General features: G+C 56.6%; 15 protein-coding genes. 8 read left to right on the plus strand and 7 right to left on the minus strand.

Translation table 11 applies throughout. The features are described from left to right. The first annotated feature begins 311 nt into the window (after window positions 1-311). The 4 genes from IEV29_RS15255 (at window position 312) to IEV29_RS15270 (ending at window position 2,750) form a co-directional block, all read left to right on the plus strand. The gene (locus IEV29_RS15255) at window positions 312-674 is read left to right on the plus strand and encodes a COG4315 family predicted lipoprotein (RefSeq protein WP_188382196.1); all 363 of its coding nucleotides are present in this window, start codon (window positions 312-314) and stop codon (window positions 672-674) included. A 23-nt stretch (window positions 675-697) separates the two neighbouring features. Continuing rightward, entirely contained in the window at window positions 698-1,198 is a 501-nt protein-coding gene (locus IEV29_RS15260; RefSeq protein WP_188382197.1) for an RNA polymerase sigma factor, read from the plus strand. After that, a complete protein-coding gene (locus tag IEV29_RS15265; RefSeq protein ID WP_188382198.1) occupies window positions 1,195-1,992 on the plus strand; it encodes an anti-sigma factor family protein in 798 nt (265 codons plus the stop codon). The genes IEV29_RS15260 and IEV29_RS15265 overlap by 4 nt, the downstream gene beginning before the upstream one ends. Before the next feature lie 98 nt (window positions 1,993-2,090). Continuing rightward, a complete protein-coding gene (locus IEV29_RS15270; protein WP_229726441.1) occupies window positions 2,091-2,750 on the plus strand; it encodes a GGDEF domain-containing protein in 660 nt (219 codons plus the stop codon). 34 nt (window positions 2,751-2,784) lie between these two features. On the opposite strand, the gene IEV29_RS15275 is transcribed toward IEV29_RS15270, so the two are convergent. After that, on the minus strand, window positions 2,785-3,702 hold the full coding sequence (locus tag IEV29_RS15275; RefSeq protein ID WP_188382199.1) for a pirin family protein: 918 nt from the start codon (window positions 3,700-3,702) through the stop codon (window positions 2,785-2,787). A gap of 23 nt (window positions 3,703-3,725) precedes the next feature. Continuing rightward, a complete protein-coding gene (locus IEV29_RS15280; protein ID WP_188382200.1) occupies window positions 3,726-4,121 on the minus strand; it encodes an OsmC family protein in 396 nt (131 codons plus the stop codon). Between the two features lie 326 nt (window positions 4,122-4,447). Between IEV29_RS15280 and IEV29_RS15285 the strand changes: the two genes are divergently transcribed. Continuing rightward, the gene (locus tag IEV29_RS15285) at window positions 4,448-5,485 is read left to right on the plus strand and encodes an isocitrate/isopropylmalate dehydrogenase family protein (protein ID WP_188382201.1); all 1,038 of its coding nucleotides are present in this window, start codon (window positions 4,448-4,450) and stop codon (window positions 5,483-5,485) included. Window positions 5,486-5,530: 45 nt separating this feature from the next. On the opposite strand, the gene IEV29_RS15290 is transcribed toward IEV29_RS15285, so the two are convergent. Beyond that, window positions 5,531-5,950, minus strand: a complete 420-nt coding sequence (locus IEV29_RS15290) for a YbaN family protein (protein WP_188382202.1) — start codon at window positions 5,948-5,950, stop codon at window positions 5,531-5,533. A gap of 233 nt (window positions 5,951-6,183) precedes the next feature. After that, window positions 6,184-6,951, minus strand: coding sequence for a DUF2242 domain-containing protein (locus IEV29_RS15295; RefSeq protein WP_188382203.1), 768 nt, complete (start codon window positions 6,949-6,951; stop codon window positions 6,184-6,186). A 249-nt stretch (window positions 6,952-7,200) separates the two neighbouring features. Between IEV29_RS15295 and gpmA the strand changes: the two genes are divergently transcribed. Next, window positions 7,201-7,923 carry a 2,3-diphosphoglycerate-dependent phosphoglycerate mutase gene (gene gpmA / locus IEV29_RS15300; protein ID WP_188382204.1) on the plus strand — a complete coding sequence of 241 codons (723 nt, stop codon included), beginning with the start codon at window positions 7,201-7,203 and terminating at the stop codon, window positions 7,921-7,923. Window positions 7,924-7,944: 21 nt separating this feature from the next. On the opposite strand, the gene IEV29_RS15305 is transcribed toward gpmA, so the two are convergent. Then, entirely contained in the window at window positions 7,945-8,442 is a 498-nt protein-coding gene (locus tag IEV29_RS15305; protein ID WP_188382205.1) for a GFA family protein, read from the minus strand. Between the two features lie 120 nt (window positions 8,443-8,562). Further along, a complete protein-coding gene (locus IEV29_RS15310) occupies window positions 8,563-9,378 on the minus strand; it encodes a hypothetical protein (RefSeq protein WP_188382206.1) in 816 nt (271 codons plus the stop codon). A gap of 678 nt (window positions 9,379-10,056) precedes the next feature. On the opposite strand from IEV29_RS15310, the gene oxlT reads away from it, so the two are divergent. Beyond that, window positions 10,057-11,388 (plus strand): oxalate/formate MFS antiporter, encoded by a 1,332-nt coding sequence (oxlT, locus tag IEV29_RS15315; RefSeq protein ID WP_188382207.1) that lies wholly within the window; start codon window positions 10,057-10,059, stop codon window positions 11,386-11,388. A gap of 276 nt (window positions 11,389-11,664) precedes the next feature. Beyond that, window positions 11,665-12,504, plus strand: coding sequence for an undecaprenyl-diphosphate phosphatase (locus IEV29_RS15320; RefSeq protein ID WP_188382208.1), 840 nt, complete (start codon window positions 11,665-11,667; stop codon window positions 12,502-12,504). Between the two features lie 67 nt (window positions 12,505-12,571). Here IEV29_RS15320 and IEV29_RS15325 read toward each other — a convergent pair whose 3' ends face one another. Further along, on the minus strand, window positions 12,572-14,146 hold the full coding sequence (locus tag IEV29_RS15325) for an EAL domain-containing protein (RefSeq protein WP_188382209.1): 1,575 nt from the start codon (window positions 14,144-14,146) through the stop codon (window positions 12,572-12,574). Window positions 14,147-14,221: the final 75 nt, after the last annotated feature.

The following is a 14,221-nucleotide window of genomic DNA, read 5'->3' on the forward strand; positions in this document are numbered from 1 at the left end:
CGCAAATAAAAAATGAACATTGTGGATAGCGCGTACGTTTTTTGTGGATAGTACGTAAAAAGCGGAGAGCTAGGCCCCATCAGCGTTAGCGCGACGTTAAGTTAAGTTTTCGTTAAACGTGTTCGAATATTTTGAAATGATTTCTGGTGCATTGTGCGGGTGTGTTTCCAACGATTTTTGGTGATGAAAAAATAGGCAATGGAATAGATCGCACGTCGCGTGCGTATACCTGAACGTCGGTTGAAACGACATTGCGGCGCCCGATCAATGATGGTGCTGAACCTCAACGATGCATAAATCAAGGAGTGAATATGAAAACCCGATCCCTCATGGCGTGTGCCATGCTTGTGCTGGGCACGGCAGCAGTGAACGCGCAAACGCTGAAAAAGGTCGATGGCGTGCTGGTCGATGCCAATGGCATGACGGTGTACACCTTCGACAAGGACACCGCCGGCAATGGCAAGAGCGCTTGTCATGGTCCTTGTGCGACCAACTGGCCGCCGGTTGCTGTCGGTGACAAGGTGACCGAGCCTTATTCGGTCGTCACGCGTGATGATGGCAGCAAGCAACTTGCCTATAAGGGCAAGCCGCTTTATCTGTTTATCTCGGACAAGAAGCCGGGTGATCGCACCGGGGACAATGTCAAGGACGTCTGGCACGTCGTCAAGGACTGAACGTCTGATGGAGGGAGGCATGCATGTCTGACGCGCGCGAGCAGTTGATCGCCTGTTTGCCGCGCCTGCGGCGTTATGCACGCGCGCTGACAGGGGATCGCACACGCGCCGATGACCTGGTGCAGGACACGGTGGAGCGCGCGTGGCGCCATCTGGCGTCATGGCGTTCTGATGGCGACATGCGTGCCTGGCTGTTCGGCATCATGCACAACGTCCATGTCGATCAGTTGCGACGTCCGCATCTGCAGACGGAGGCCCTGGACGACACGCTGCCTGACGCCAGGGCGATTTCGCAAGCCGATCTGACACTCGATGAAATGGCGCGTGCCTTGCGTGCGCTGCCGGACGAGCAACGTGAAGTGTTATTGCTGGTGGTGCTGGAAGACATGCAATACGACGAAGTCGCGGCATTGCTGAATGTGCCCATCGGTACCGTGATGTCGCGTCTGTCGCGTGCGCGACAGCGTCTCAAGGTCTATCGTGAAGGAGGGCCGCAGGTGCCGGCCTTGAAGGTGATCAAATGAAAGACCCGTTGATTTCGGAAGACATGCTGCATGCCTATGTCGACAGGCAGTTGCCTGCCGAAGAGCGCCGCGACGTCGAACAAGCCTTGTCGACAGATAGGGAAATGCATGCACAGGCAGTGACCTGGCAGCATCAGAACGATGCGCTGCATGCGCTGTTCGATCCGGTGCTGGATGAGCCCATGCCGGCACGCCTGCTGCCGCAGGCTGCGGTCGTGCCGCCCGGTTCGGCATGGTCAGGCAACGGATACTGGCGCGTTGCTGCGGGGATCGCGATTGCCGTGGTCAGCGGTATGGCGGGCTGGAGCTTGCATGGTCTGCATGGCAGCGAACGTGTCGCATCGATTCCGGTCTTTGCGCAGCAGGCCGCGATCGCACACGTGGTATTCAGTCCGGACATGCGTCGTCCGGTTGAAGTCGGCGCGGATCAGGAAGCGCAACTCGTTACCTGGTTATCCAAACGGACGGGCGTCGCGATGCATCCGCCCAAACTGGGCGCGGCCGGTTATCAGCTGGTGGGCGGGCGTTTGCTGCCGGGACAGCATGGTCCTGTTGCGCAGTTCATGTATGAGGATGTCAGCGGTCAACGCCTGACCTTGTATATCTCCACGGACCAGAAGGAAAACAGCGATACGGCATTCCGGTTTGCCCGGGAAGGCAAGGTCAATGTCTTTTACTGGATTGATGGCCATCAGGGATATGCCTTGTCGGCAGGGATCGATCGTCCTGCCTTGGCGGAGATTGCCCATCTTGTATACGCTCAACTTGAGGCAAAGTCGCAACAGTCGCCCTAGGCATCCGGCTTGCCTTGCCGGGACGGATGCGATTCAATGGCAGACATCATTGTTGATGCGGGCCAATTGTTCACGGCCCGACGCCCCCGGAGTTTCCCTTGCCTTTCAAGCCGCCGCAGGATCTGGATCCGCTTAGCAGTCATCTCGAAGCATTGTTGAAAAAAGTGCAGGATGGCGCGTCGCAGGACGACATCGTCTGGGATCTGGAAGAAGCGCTGGTCATCATGGGCGAAGCCGGCATCGTCGATCCCGTTACCGGCGTATTGAATCGTCGCGGTCTGATTTCCAGTCTGGATGCCGAGCTCGATCGCGCACGTCGTACCGGACATACCTTTTCGATTGCGGTGATCAGCGTGGATGGTTTTCCGCAACTTAATATGCAGTACGGTAGCGCGGTTGGTCAGCAGATCCTGCGCGGGGTGGCGCAGGAAGCCGCACGACAACTGCGTGTGCTGGATGCCATCGGTCTGATTAATGAGGACGAGTTCGCCATCATCTTGCCAACCACCTGGCTGGATCAAAGCGGGATTCCGCTGGCGCGCATTGCCCGCGGCGTGGCCGGTCTGGACTGGGACAGTGTCATGCCAGGGTTGAACGTGACCTTGTCCGGCGGCCTGACGCCAAACGCGTTTGGCGATACGTCGTCCACCATGCTGGCTCGCGCATCCGAAGCGCTGGCGATAGCCAAGGCCAAGGGGCCGGGATCGACTGCCGAACTGGAAAAGGATTTGCCGCCGATCGATCCTGATTTACTGTAAGCGGCAACGCAGGGCTCGGCGATTGCCCTGACTATCAGGGATAGCCGACAGGCTTGCCCGGGAGATCGGGCATGGGGATAAATTCGGACTCGCCTGGCACACGTGCAAAGCGTTGTTCGCGCCAGTCTTCCTTGGCTTGTTCAAGCCGGTCCGGAGAGCTGGAAACGAAGTTCCACATCAGATAGCGCGCGCCATCCATCGGTTCACCGCCCAGCAGCATCAGACGTGTCGGCGCAAGGCCACCCCCGCGTAAAGTGACGGCCGTATCGGGTTTGAGTACCAGCAGCTGTCCCGCTTCGAAGATGCCATCGCGCCCCAGATCGAGCGAGCCTTCCACGACATAGACCGCCTGTTCCGGATAATCGGCCGGCATGTCCAGTCGCGCGCCCGGTTCCAGTCGCACATCAACATAAAACAGGTCGGACAAGGTGGGAACGGGCGCCTTTTTCCCGAAGAAGTCGCCGGCAACGATGACAGCCGATGCGCCATCGCCCTGAATGACAGGTAATGCTTCAGCAGCAATATGGGCGAAAGATGGGGCGACTTCCTCGTATTTCTTCGGCAAGGCCACCCAGCATTGCAGGCCGAACAGCGAACTCGGATGCTGGCGCGTCTGGAGATTGGTCCGTTCAGAATGCACGATGCCGCTGCCTGCCGTCATCCAGTTGACGGCACCCGGCCTGATGATCTGCACCGAACCAACGCTGTCGCGATGTTCGATTTCGCCATCCAGCAGGTAGGTAACGGTGGCTAATCCGATATGTGGATGCGGGCGGACGTCGAGGCCATGCCCGGCTTCAAAACCGTGCGGCCCCATCTGATCCAGAAAGACGAATGGACCGACCATGCGCTTGCGCGTGGTGGGCAGCGCGCGGCGCACTTCAAAGTTGTCGCCCAGATCGCGGGTGCGCGGGACGACGACGGTTTCAAGTGCGCTCAGGTCGGGCTCCATGCGGCTCTCCTTGATGGATGTACTTAGTTGGACTCGGTCACGATCTTGATCTCGCCGGACAGGGCTTTATGCACAGGGCACTTGTCAGCGATCTTGTTCAGGCTTTCCTTCTGTTCTGCGCTGAGGTCGCCGTAGTACTTGATCGTGCGGTTGAAAACGTAGGCGCCATCCTGTTCGCCAGCGGTAACGTCGACGTCGACCTTTTCCAGTGGCATTTCCTTGCGGCCCGCATACATATTGAGGGTGACTGCGGTGCAGGCGCCCAGTGCGGCCGCCAGCAGATCATGCGGTACGAAACCTGCATCGTCACCACCGAATGCGGATGGTGCGTCGGCGATCAGTTTGTGCGGACCGACTTCGACGGTGTGCTGGTATTTGCCTGCGGCTGCTTTGGTGACCTTGATTACGTTGTTTGCCATCTGTTTCTCCAATCGTTCATGAAATAAGTCTCTTCTGTGACACGGCCTCATGTGTCTGCATCACGTGTGAATGACTCGCTGCCCGCTACTATAGCGCACCAGGCTACAAGGCTTTGTCGCGCCGGTCAGGCGCCTGGCATCGGCATGGCATCCGACTGTTGGTCATGACGGGACGATGTCGTACTTTTCATGTCAACAATGGGAAAGATTCATCTGACACACTTGCCTTGATCGGTGTTGACGCTACACTGGCAAGATTCGTTTGCCGGCAAGCAGACAAGCCGCTTTGCCCCGTTTTTCCCCTTTTAGATTTTTCAGGATTGACCATGACCAAAGAAGTAGCCCGCAAGATTCCTGCCACGCTGATTCCCGGCGATGGCATCGGTCCGGAAATTGTCGATGTTGTCGAGCGCGTCTTCGATGCGCTGGGCAATCCGTTCATCTGGGAAAAGCATCAGGCCGGCCTGAACGCACTGGAAAAGAGCGGTGATCTGTTGCCCGAATCAACGCTGGACAGCATCCGTCGTACCGGACTGGCACTCAAGGGGCCGCTGACGACGCCAATCGGTGGCGGTTTCCGTTCCGTGAACGTGCGTCTGCGCGAAGCCTTTCAACTGTATGCCAACGTCCGGCCTGCACGCACCATCATTCCGGGAGGGCGATACGACAAGATCGATCTGGTTCTGATTCGTGAAAATCTGGAAGGCTTGTATGTCGGACACGAGCACTATGTGCCGATTGACGGCGATCCCCACGCCGTGGCGATGGCGACCGGTATCAATACGCGTGCCGGCAGCCGCCGCATTGCAAAGTTCGCCTTCGATTACGCCGTCCGTAACAGCCGCAAGAAAGTAACCATCGTCCACAAGGCCAATGTCCTGAAGGCGCTGACCGGATTGTTTCTGGAAACGGCCAAGCAGGTCTCGGCGGACTACGCGGGCCAGATCGAAACCAATGAACGCATCGTCGACGCCTGCGCCATGCAGCTGGTGCTCAATCCGTGGCAGTTCGACGTGATCGTATCGACCAATCTGTTCGGTGACATTCTGTCGGACCAGATTGCCGGTCTGGTCGGTGGGCTGGGCATGGCTCCGGGCGCGAATATCGGCGAGCACGCGGCTATCTTTGAAGCTGTCCACGGTTCGGCGCCCGATATCGCCGGGCAGGGCAAGGCCAATCCAAGTGCCTTGCTGCTGGCAGGTGCGCTGATGCTCGAGCATAAGGATATGTATGCGGAAGCGCAGTGGTTGCGCAGTGCGATTGATTCGGTGCTGTCGACTGAAGAGGGGCGCACCCATGATCTGGGCGGTTCGGTATCGACTTCCTTGTTTGGTGACATGGTGATCGATCGTATCCGCGGATAATACTCGTCTTCTACGTCAAATAAAAAGCCTCCGTAAGGAGGCTTTTTATTTGATTGCATCCAGTTTGCGCGTTGGAATTCGTAGCACACAAAAGGCGCCGATCGCACCAAGCAAAAGCGTGACGCCTTGTAGCCATGGACGATCATGCAGATGCCAGGCCGAGATGGAGAGCATCAGCACCATCGTGCCAATCGCAAAGCATTTGGTGCGTAGTGTCAGGCTGCGATGTTCTTCCCAGTTGCGGATAAAGGGGCCGAGGAGGCGATGGTTAAGCAGCCATTGGTGCATGCGTGGGGATGCCTTTGAAAAACAGGCAGCAGCGAGTAGCACAAAGGGGGTGGTTGGCAGTCCGGGTACAAAGACGCCCACGATGCCGAGTGCCAGCGAAATCCAGCCAGCCGCGCCATACAGCAGGCGGATGACGCGGGATTGCGCCGGACGGATATCAGGAAGGTTGCGAGTCATGTGGATCGTGGTCAGCCATGAGCAGGTGATGCGTGCACGGATTCATCATACCCCGCACTCGTTGCTTCACTCGGATGCGAGAGGCTTTTATTCTTGCCGATACAGGGAATGTGCCCTTGATCCAGCGCAAATATCGATCGCAATGCTGTTGGCATATCAGCAGTGGCTAGGAAAGGTAGCTGTCAACGGCATCAAATGATCGTGTTGCAGCGTAGTTGCGCCATGTAACGCCGTTACGGCGCGGGTAGAGGGGCGGACGGGACAGTCGCTTTATCCGCTGATTGCACTGTTGGTGTCGTCGCAGGTTGCAAGGGTGCAGGTGTGGCCGTGGGCGGCTGTGTTTGCGCGGAGGCGGCTTCCGGCTTTTGCGTGACAGTCTGCTGTTGCTGCAATTGCTGCGGTTGTTGTTGCGTTGGCGTATCGCGCACAATCGGTTCGCGTACAGCCGACTGCTCTACGCTTGGCGGAATTTCATCACGGCGCGTGCCGAGAAATTTTCCGACCAGATCAAAAAAGCTCTCATAGAAATGGCCGGCGGAAATCGTTTCGCTACCGACCTTGACCAGCGAGTCATCGCTGGAAGAGAAGGGCAGCGAGACCGAACCAAGCGCACCTACCCCCAGACTGGCCGCGGTGTTGACCTTCTTGAGGGTGTAGCGGTCTTCCATGGCGTTGACGAACATCGAGGTCGCTTTGCCCGCAACGCCGTCGTCGGCGCAGACGACGCGGAACGCAATCTGCACGTGTGCATTCGCAAGCGGTTGAAAGTTCTTGCGCGCATCGATTTGTGTCGAGTTGTAGGCGCTGATTACATAACCCTGACTCAGCAAGGTGCGGCGCGCTGCCTCGCAGGCGGTCGCTGACGGGAATGCGTAGTTCCGTGAGTAAATCCCGGCCGAATCGAATTTCTCCGTTTCATACGTTGCAGTCGGCATGGTCTGGCAGCCGGTAAGGGCTAGCAAGACGGCGACAGACAATAAGACGCGGAACGGAGAAGACATGATTTCCTCAAGGATCGACAAGGATGGACTGCGTGCCTGCCGGAAAATTCCAATTATCTCGGATCACCACAGTTTCAGGGGATGGATTGCAGGCAAAAGGATAATAATTTATTGCCCTGCCTGCTGTTTCCGTGTGTAACGACTTGCTCCGGCGGGTGTTGTCATTACTCGCATGCGCACGAGAATTGCATGACGCATACCGGCAATCTCGGTTAATCTTCAGCCTTGTCGCATAAACAAGAGAGCAAGATGGGTAATCTGGTCATCGTTCGCCACGGCGAGTCACAGTGGAACCAGCAGAATCGCTTTACCGGCTGGACGGATATTGACCTTACCGATAACGGACAACAGCAGGCGCGGCGCGCAGGTCGCGCGCTGGCAGAAGCGGGTATCCGTTTTGACCTTGCCTTTACCTCCGTCCTCAAGCGTGTCATCCGTTCGCAATGGCTGATCGTGGACGAGATGGATTGCATGTATATCCCCGTTATCAGTCACTGGCGACTCAATGAACGTCACTATGGCGCATTGACGGGTCGCAGCCGTGCCGATGTCATTGCAGAATTTGGCGAAGATCAGGTATGGGAATGGCGTCGCGGTTACGCCAGCCGGCCGCCGCTGATGGATCGTCAGGATGCGCGTGCGCCAGCACGGGAATCACGGTATCGCGATATCGCTCCGGACGTATTGCCGCTCGGCGAATCGCTGGAAGATACCGTCGCCCGTGTGCAGGTTTTCTGGCAAGAGGCCATCGAGCCGGTCTTGCGACAAGACAAGAATGTGCTGATCTGTACGCATGGCAACAGCCAGCGTGCGCTGGTGCGTCTGCTGGAGCCCAGAATGTCGGATGCCGATGTCGCCCGCTTCGATGTGCCGAATGGCGTGCCACTCGTTTATCGTCTGGATCGCGATCTTCGTATTCTGGATCGCCGTTCCTTGCCGATTGCCGAAGCCACCAGCTCTTCCATTCTTTAACTGTTCACCGGACGTCGATAATCATGTATCGGCGTCTGCAGTCAGTGCCAGTCGCGCATGCCATTCGGCCAGCGACTCTTCTGGATAGACGCCAAAAGTCTTGTCCTTCTTCCCCGCCTTTACCTCGACCCAGTCCGGTTTGAAATCCAGCATCAGATGCGTGTGCTCGGGCGGCATCGGTAAGGGCGTATCGATGGCGGACGCAAACGGATGGACAAGCTCGGGCCATTCAGGATCAAAGAGCCACAGCGCACTGCCGCACCGTTGACAGAAGTGTCGTTCAGCGGTGCTGGCGTGGTTGGTCTTGCCGTCCTCGCGCAGTACGGCGTGATAAACCGTAATGTCATCGTGTCCGCTGATTTGCAGCGTCCGCGCATCGCCACCAATATTGATGGCATAGCCGCCGCCACCCTGCGTCTTGCGGCAGATCGAGCAGTAACAGCGTTGATAGGGGTAGGGCGTCGTGCTTTCCAGCGAGAATTGCACGGCACAGCAATGGCAGGATCCTTCGAGTCGCATGATGGCTTCTCCTTTCAATGAACAAAAAGGATAGCTGCGGATTTTTGCGGCGACTTGTGCGGTGGCGCGCATTGCCGATGGATTTGGCTTGCGGTGCGGAAAATCGGGTGCCAGCCTGCGTTACATGAATTCCTTGATCAGGAAGGCTTCCAGATCGGCGCTGTCTTTCAGGCGTGCCGACAACGTCACCACGCGACCGAGCCGGCGAGATTCCCACGTGAAATCCCCGCGTTCGAACTGGCGGATGATCTCGATCATGCGACGGGCAATTGCCACATCCACATCGCCGCCCAGACCGGCATCCACCTGAATCAGCTGCCGCATGTTGCGATTACGTTGCGTACTCCAGCCGCGGAAGATGAATTCGGCATTGCGCACGCCTTTATGCGTGATCTGGAACACGCCGCCCGATTCGGTGCGACCACGGGCCTGACGATCCATCAGCTCCTGCACATTTGCGCGTGCGATCGCACTGTCATCCTGCGGGGCCTGCTGGCTGCTTTCCGGCTCGGGAATGCCGGCCGCTTTCCGGCGATCACGTGCTGCCTGCAACATATCGGCCATATCCATATTCGGGTCGAACTTGCGTTCGGCCACGGGCGCGGGCGGTGGTGTTGTGGCCGTTTTTGGCTCGCTCGGCTTTTGCGCTGGCCGCGGCGACTTGCGCGCGGTTGGCGGCGTGGTCTTTTCGCGAACAGGTTTATCCGGTTTGGGGGCGGGCGGCGCAATCACGACGCGTTGGGCGGGTTGTGACGCGGGTGCCGGTGCCAGAAAACGGACTTCAATCGGGGCAACACCTTCATCCCCCCGTTCCGTCAGCGGAAGGGGAGGACGATCCAGATAAAACAGCAGGATCAAGCCATGTAGCAGCAGGGAAAGTGCCAATCCCATGTAAAACCGGGCGTTGGCACTATGCAGGTCGAATCGCAACTTCATGAACGGCGTGGCAAGAAAACAAGGCACATTATGGCGGCGCCGCGGATGCTTAGGGTGGTCTCGGCAAAGTTTTAGACGACATTTTTTCCAGAAAATCCCCAGTCATCACGCAAGTAAATATCAGATATTTACTTGCTTTAAGTGATAGTAATTACTAACAAACTGAGAAAGTCAAGCAAATATATAAGGGTTAGTACGTACATTAATACGTATAACTACGTATTGAGAGCATGAGGGTAAATACGTATTGTCTCGAAAACTTAACGCGAACCTAACAACTTCTTAATAAGTGCCTTAGTTTCGCCTCTTTTGTTTCTCCCGATTTATGCCGCCCTATAACCCACGGGCAACCTGAATCTGTTCCCGGTGACCCCGGTATGCAGATGGCAAGAAATCAGGAAGGCGAGGACCGTGCCATAAGGCGGCTTCTTCCCTGAAAAGTGAGGTGTCTTACCGAAATTGCAATACCTGTCGAAACCATCCTCGCGATCAATCGGCAAAAGGCGGAACGGCGCTCGACCGGTCCAGTATTGGCTGCCTTCAACATCCTTGCGGACGTCTTCCAGTCGTAAAGACGAACAAATTTATTATCAATTATCGCTTTGATCTTTGGGTCAAAACGATGCTTTGGCAAGAGGAACATTATGGCAAAAGTAACAACCATGAAAGGAGCGCGCAATGTCTGAGCTCTCCGCATCGGCAATCCGTACTGATCAACCGATCAAAGAAAGCACCCGCTGGCTCCAACTGATCGTTGGTATCGTCTGTATGGTTGCAACCGCGAACATCCAGTATGCATGGACCCTGTTCGTTCCTGAAATTCAAGGTACCTTCGGCTGGGCTCGCGCAGAGATCCAGATCGCATTTACCATCTTCGTCCTGGTTCAAACCTGGCTGGCACCGATCGAAGGCTTCTTCATCGATAAATTCGGTCCACGCGTCATGGTTGCCTTCGGTGCACTCGGCATCGGCCTGGCTTGGATTCTGAACTCGCAAGCAACGACCCTGATGGGCTTCTACGTTGGCGCAGCAGTTGGTGGTGTTGGCGTTGGCTGTATCTACGCAACCTGTATCAACAACGCGTTGAAATGGTTCCCTGATCGTCGTGGTCTGGCTGTTGGCCTGACCGCTGGTGGTTACGGTATGGGTTCGGCTGCAACGATTCTCCCGATCGCTGCGATGATCAAATCCGACGGCTTCCAGGAAACGTTCTTCTTCTTCGGTCTGCTGCAAGGTGGCCTGGCGTTCATCGCTGCATGGTTCCTGCGTTCGCCAAAGTCGCATGAAGTCAAAGCGTCCTCGAAACTGGAACAATCGCGTCGTGACTACACCCTGAAAGAAGCACTGGGTACCAAACTGTTCTGGCTCATGTTCTCCATGTTCATCATGGTCGTGACCGGCGGTATGATGGCCGTGGCTCAGCTGGGCGTGATCGCACAAGATCTGGGCGTCAAAGAGTTTGAAGTCAATATGTACTTCTTCACGATGGCTGCACTGCCACTGGCACTGATGCTTGACCGTATCATGAACGGTATCTCCCGTCCTCTGTTCGGCTGGATTTCGGACAACATCGGCCGTGAAAAAACCATGGTCATCGCGTTCACGCTGGAAGGCTTCGGCATTATCGCTCTCGGCTACTGGGGTCATAACCCGTACGCGTTCCTGATCCTGTCGGGTATCGTGTTCCTGGCATGGGGTGAGGTCTACTCGCTGTTCTCGGCACTGGCAGGCGATGCCTTCGGTACCAAGCACATCGCAAAAATCTACGGCGTGCTGTACTGCGCCAAAGGTATCGGCGCGCTGTTCGTCCCAGTTGGTAACCTGATGATGGAAGCAACCGGCACCTGGTCTTCGGTTCTCTACACGGTTGCGTGTATGGACTTGACCGCAGCGGTTCTGGCAATCGTCGCACTGCGTCCAACGCTGGCGAAACACGTTGCCTACTCTTCGGATCTTCTGAAGAGAGAGCAGGCAGCTGCTGCAGCTGGTCAACCAGCACCGGCTGTGTAATTCGTTCTCTCGTTATTCGTCGCAAGTTTGACGGGCTCTTCGGAGCCCGTTTTTTATTGTGATCTGGCTTTGTATGTTGTGCGCTCTATATATAGAGCGAAGAATGAGTCGCGCAAATACGGCACAAATAATACTGTCCGGAAAATAACGGGGGCTTCACATCCTTCCCCGAAATCCTCACATCTGCAGACAAGGGCAGGTGTATATTGTCAAAGTTGAACTGTTCGGCATTCCACGGTTCATAGTCATCAATATCACGTCACAGGTTTAGCAAGTATGAGTTCATCCGTCGGCTGGGGAGAAGCCGCATTCTTGGGATTGATTCAGGGACTCACCGAGTTTCTGCCCGTTTCTTCAAGCGCCCACCTCCGTATTCTTGGTCCTTTTCTTCCTTCCGGCACAGACGCCGGCGCCGCTTTCACCGCCATCGTGCAGATTGGCACCGAGCTGGCCGTGCTGCTGTACTTCCGAAAAGATATCTACCGCATCGCCGCCGCATGGATCACCGCCTTGTTCAATCCCGCTGCGCGCAACGATCCGGACGTACGGCTTGGCTGGCTGGTGATTCTCGGCTCGTTCCCGATTGCAATACTGGGTCTGCTGTTTCAGAACGCGATTGAAACCTATCTGCGCAACCTCTACATCACGGCCACCATGCTGATCGTGTTTGGTCTGATCCTCGGCCTTGCCGACAAGGTGGGCAAGCAGACCATCACACTCGACAAGATGACCTGGCGCGACGGCATCATCTTTGGCTTTGCGCAGGCGATGGCATTGATCCCGGGCGTGTCACGCTCGGGCGGTACGATCACTGCCGGCCTGTTGATGGGTTATACGCGCGAGGCCGCAGCACGTTATTCCTTCCTGCTGGCAATTCCTGCCGTGCTGGCCTCCGGTTTCTATCAGCTTTATAAAAGCTGGGGCGTGGAAGGGCCGGTCAGTCATGGCGCAACGGCGCTGGCGGCGGGGATTTCGTTTGTGGTGGGTTACGGCGTGATCGTGGTGTTCCTGCGTATCGTCAGCAGCAAGGGTTACTGGCCATTCGTGATCTATCGCGTCATTCTTGGTGTGGGTGTGCTGGCGCTGCTGATGCTCGGCATCATCGCACCGCACTGATCATGACGTGACCCATAAAAAAAGCAGACCGAGCGGTCTGCTTTTTTGTTGACGGTGCCTTTGCTTGTCATGATGCAGGCACGTCGCTATCAAGTTGACGCCGGCTCTTGTGATAAAAGGCGACAAAGTCGTTGGCCGGCATCGCCTTGGCAAACAACCATCCCTGCCCATATTCCACATCGCGCGCGCTCAGATAGTCGGCTTGCGCTTGTGTTTCCACCCCTTCCGCAACGATCTTCAGATTCAGCGTCTTGGCGATGTTGATGATATGCGTCGTCACGCTGGCGGTGGCGGCATCGGTGCCAATGGTGTCCACAAAGGATTTGTCGATCTTCAATGCATCCATCGGCAGGCCTTGCAGGTAGGACAGGCTGGAATAGCCCGTGCCAAAGTCATCAATGGCGACCGCATGACCACGCGTGCGGGCAATATCGATTGTGCTGCGTGCTGCCTGGACATCCATGAAGCCGCGCTCGGTGGCTTCCAGCCAGATTTGATGATTGTCGATGCCGGTGCCGTACAGCGTCTGCTGCAGCACGGGCAGAATGCGACCGCTCTTGATGTCCTGCGCACTCAGGTTGACGGCAATGTGCGCATCGCGGTTGGCGTTGAGGAAAGGCTTGAGTTCACGCACCAGAATATCGAGCACCTGATCGGTGATCTGCATGATGAGCCCGCTTTCTTCCGCCAGCGGGATGAACAGATCCGGACGTGTCATGCTGCCATCCGGGCGCTGCCATCGCACCAATGCTTCGGCGCCAATACAGGCACCGGTCTTGAGCGACACGATGGGCTGATAGTGCAGCACAAACTCCTTGTGTTCGACTGCAATCTTTAGCTCCCCCAACGGTGACAGTCGGCGGCGCGAGAACCAGATCACCACACTCACCGTAAAAATCGCCATCAGAATGCCCAGCGGCAGCAGAATCAGCAACTCCTGTCGCAACTGCTTGAACAGGCGGAAGTCCGGTTCGATCGTCACGGCGATCAGATCGCCTTCTCTCGCCAGCGCATGCAGTACCTCATCATCACGCTGGGCATGCGGTGATGCGACAAGCGACTTGATGAAAGCCTGATCGGGATCGTGCACGCTGCCCAGCAGGCTGCCATCCGACAGACCGACCGCAAGCTGCATGTCGTCATCCAGAATGATGTCGGCAAAGCGCACCGGATCAAGCAGTGCCTTGTGCGCGTTATAGGCCAGCCCGATCAGACGGCGTCCATCGCTGATCACGGGTGACATCGTCAGGCTGAAACGAATGCCGTCCTGCGAAGTGTACTGCTCCGGCGCCAGCGCAATCTTGTCCACCATCATGCCGGTCGAGGTGCATTTCAGATAGCCATCTTCAAAATAACCAATGTCATCCACACTGCGCGTCGTGATCGTGGCCACGCGCATCTGCCGGATGTGTTCGGGCGAACAGGGCGCAAAGCTCGCATGATCCAGTTGCTTGAGCGTCAGGCTCGCATCGCGGAACGAAATATGCGCGCGCTCCAGCGCCCGCTGCGCAAAAAACATCAGGCGATCTTCCTCCACCTGATTGGCGCGGACCCAGGACAGATAAACAGTAGCGGAAAGGGGAATGGCAATGCCGATCAGGGCAAGTACGGTAGCAAGGATGATGACGCGTGAGCGGTTCAAATGACAATTCCAGGCACGTAGATCGATGGCACTAATTATTTGCGAAGGGAAACATTAACCGCTTTCGGTCAGGCT

Origin of the sequence: Oxalicibacterium faecigallinarum (genome assembly GCF_014635705.1) — a bacterium.
Classification (GTDB): domain Bacteria; phylum Pseudomonadota; class Gammaproteobacteria; order Burkholderiales; family Burkholderiaceae_D; genus Oxalicibacterium; species Oxalicibacterium faecigallinarum.

Excerpts from the sequence above, each read along its gene's own strand:
- IEV29_RS15285 (WP_188382201.1), top strand. The coding sequence starts at position 4,448 with ATGACCAAAGAAGTAGCCCGCAAGATTCCTGCCACGCTGATTCCCGGC.
- gpmA (WP_188382204.1), top strand. The coding sequence starts at position 7,201 with ATGGGTAATCTGGTCATCGTTCGCCACGGCGAGTCACAGTGGAACCAG.
- IEV29_RS15275 (WP_188382199.1), bottom strand. The coding sequence starts at position 3,702 with ATGGAGCCCGACCTGAGCGCACTTGAAACCGTCGTCGTCCCGCGCACC.
- IEV29_RS15280 (WP_188382200.1), bottom strand. The coding sequence starts at position 4,121 with ATGGCAAACAACGTAATCAAGGTCACCAAAGCAGCCGCAGGCAAATAC.
- IEV29_RS15295 (WP_188382203.1), bottom strand. The coding sequence starts at position 6,951 with ATGTCTTCTCCGTTCCGCGTCTTATTGTCTGTCGCCGTCTTGCTAGCC.
- IEV29_RS15320 (WP_188382208.1), top strand. The coding sequence starts at position 11,665 with ATGAGTTCATCCGTCGGCTGGGGAGAAGCCGCATTCTTGGGATTGATT.
- IEV29_RS15265 (WP_188382198.1), top strand. The coding sequence starts at position 1,195 with ATGAAAGACCCGTTGATTTCGGAAGACATGCTGCATGCCTATGTCGAC.
- IEV29_RS15290 (WP_188382202.1), bottom strand. The coding sequence starts at position 5,950 with ATGACTCGCAACCTTCCTGATATCCGTCCGGCGCAATCCCGCGTCATC.
- IEV29_RS15255 (WP_188382196.1), top strand. The coding sequence starts at position 312 with ATGAAAACCCGATCCCTCATGGCGTGTGCCATGCTTGTGCTGGGCACG.
- oxlT (WP_188382207.1), top strand. The coding sequence starts at position 10,057 with ATGTCTGAGCTCTCCGCATCGGCAATCCGTACTGATCAACCGATCAAA.
- IEV29_RS15260 (WP_188382197.1), top strand. The coding sequence starts at position 698 with ATGTCTGACGCGCGCGAGCAGTTGATCGCCTGTTTGCCGCGCCTGCGG.
- IEV29_RS15310 (WP_188382206.1), bottom strand. The coding sequence starts at position 9,378 with ATGAAGTTGCGATTCGACCTGCATAGTGCCAACGCCCGGTTTTACATG.
- IEV29_RS15305 (WP_188382205.1), bottom strand. The coding sequence starts at position 8,442 with ATGCGACTCGAAGGATCCTGCCATTGCTGTGCCGTGCAATTCTCGCTG.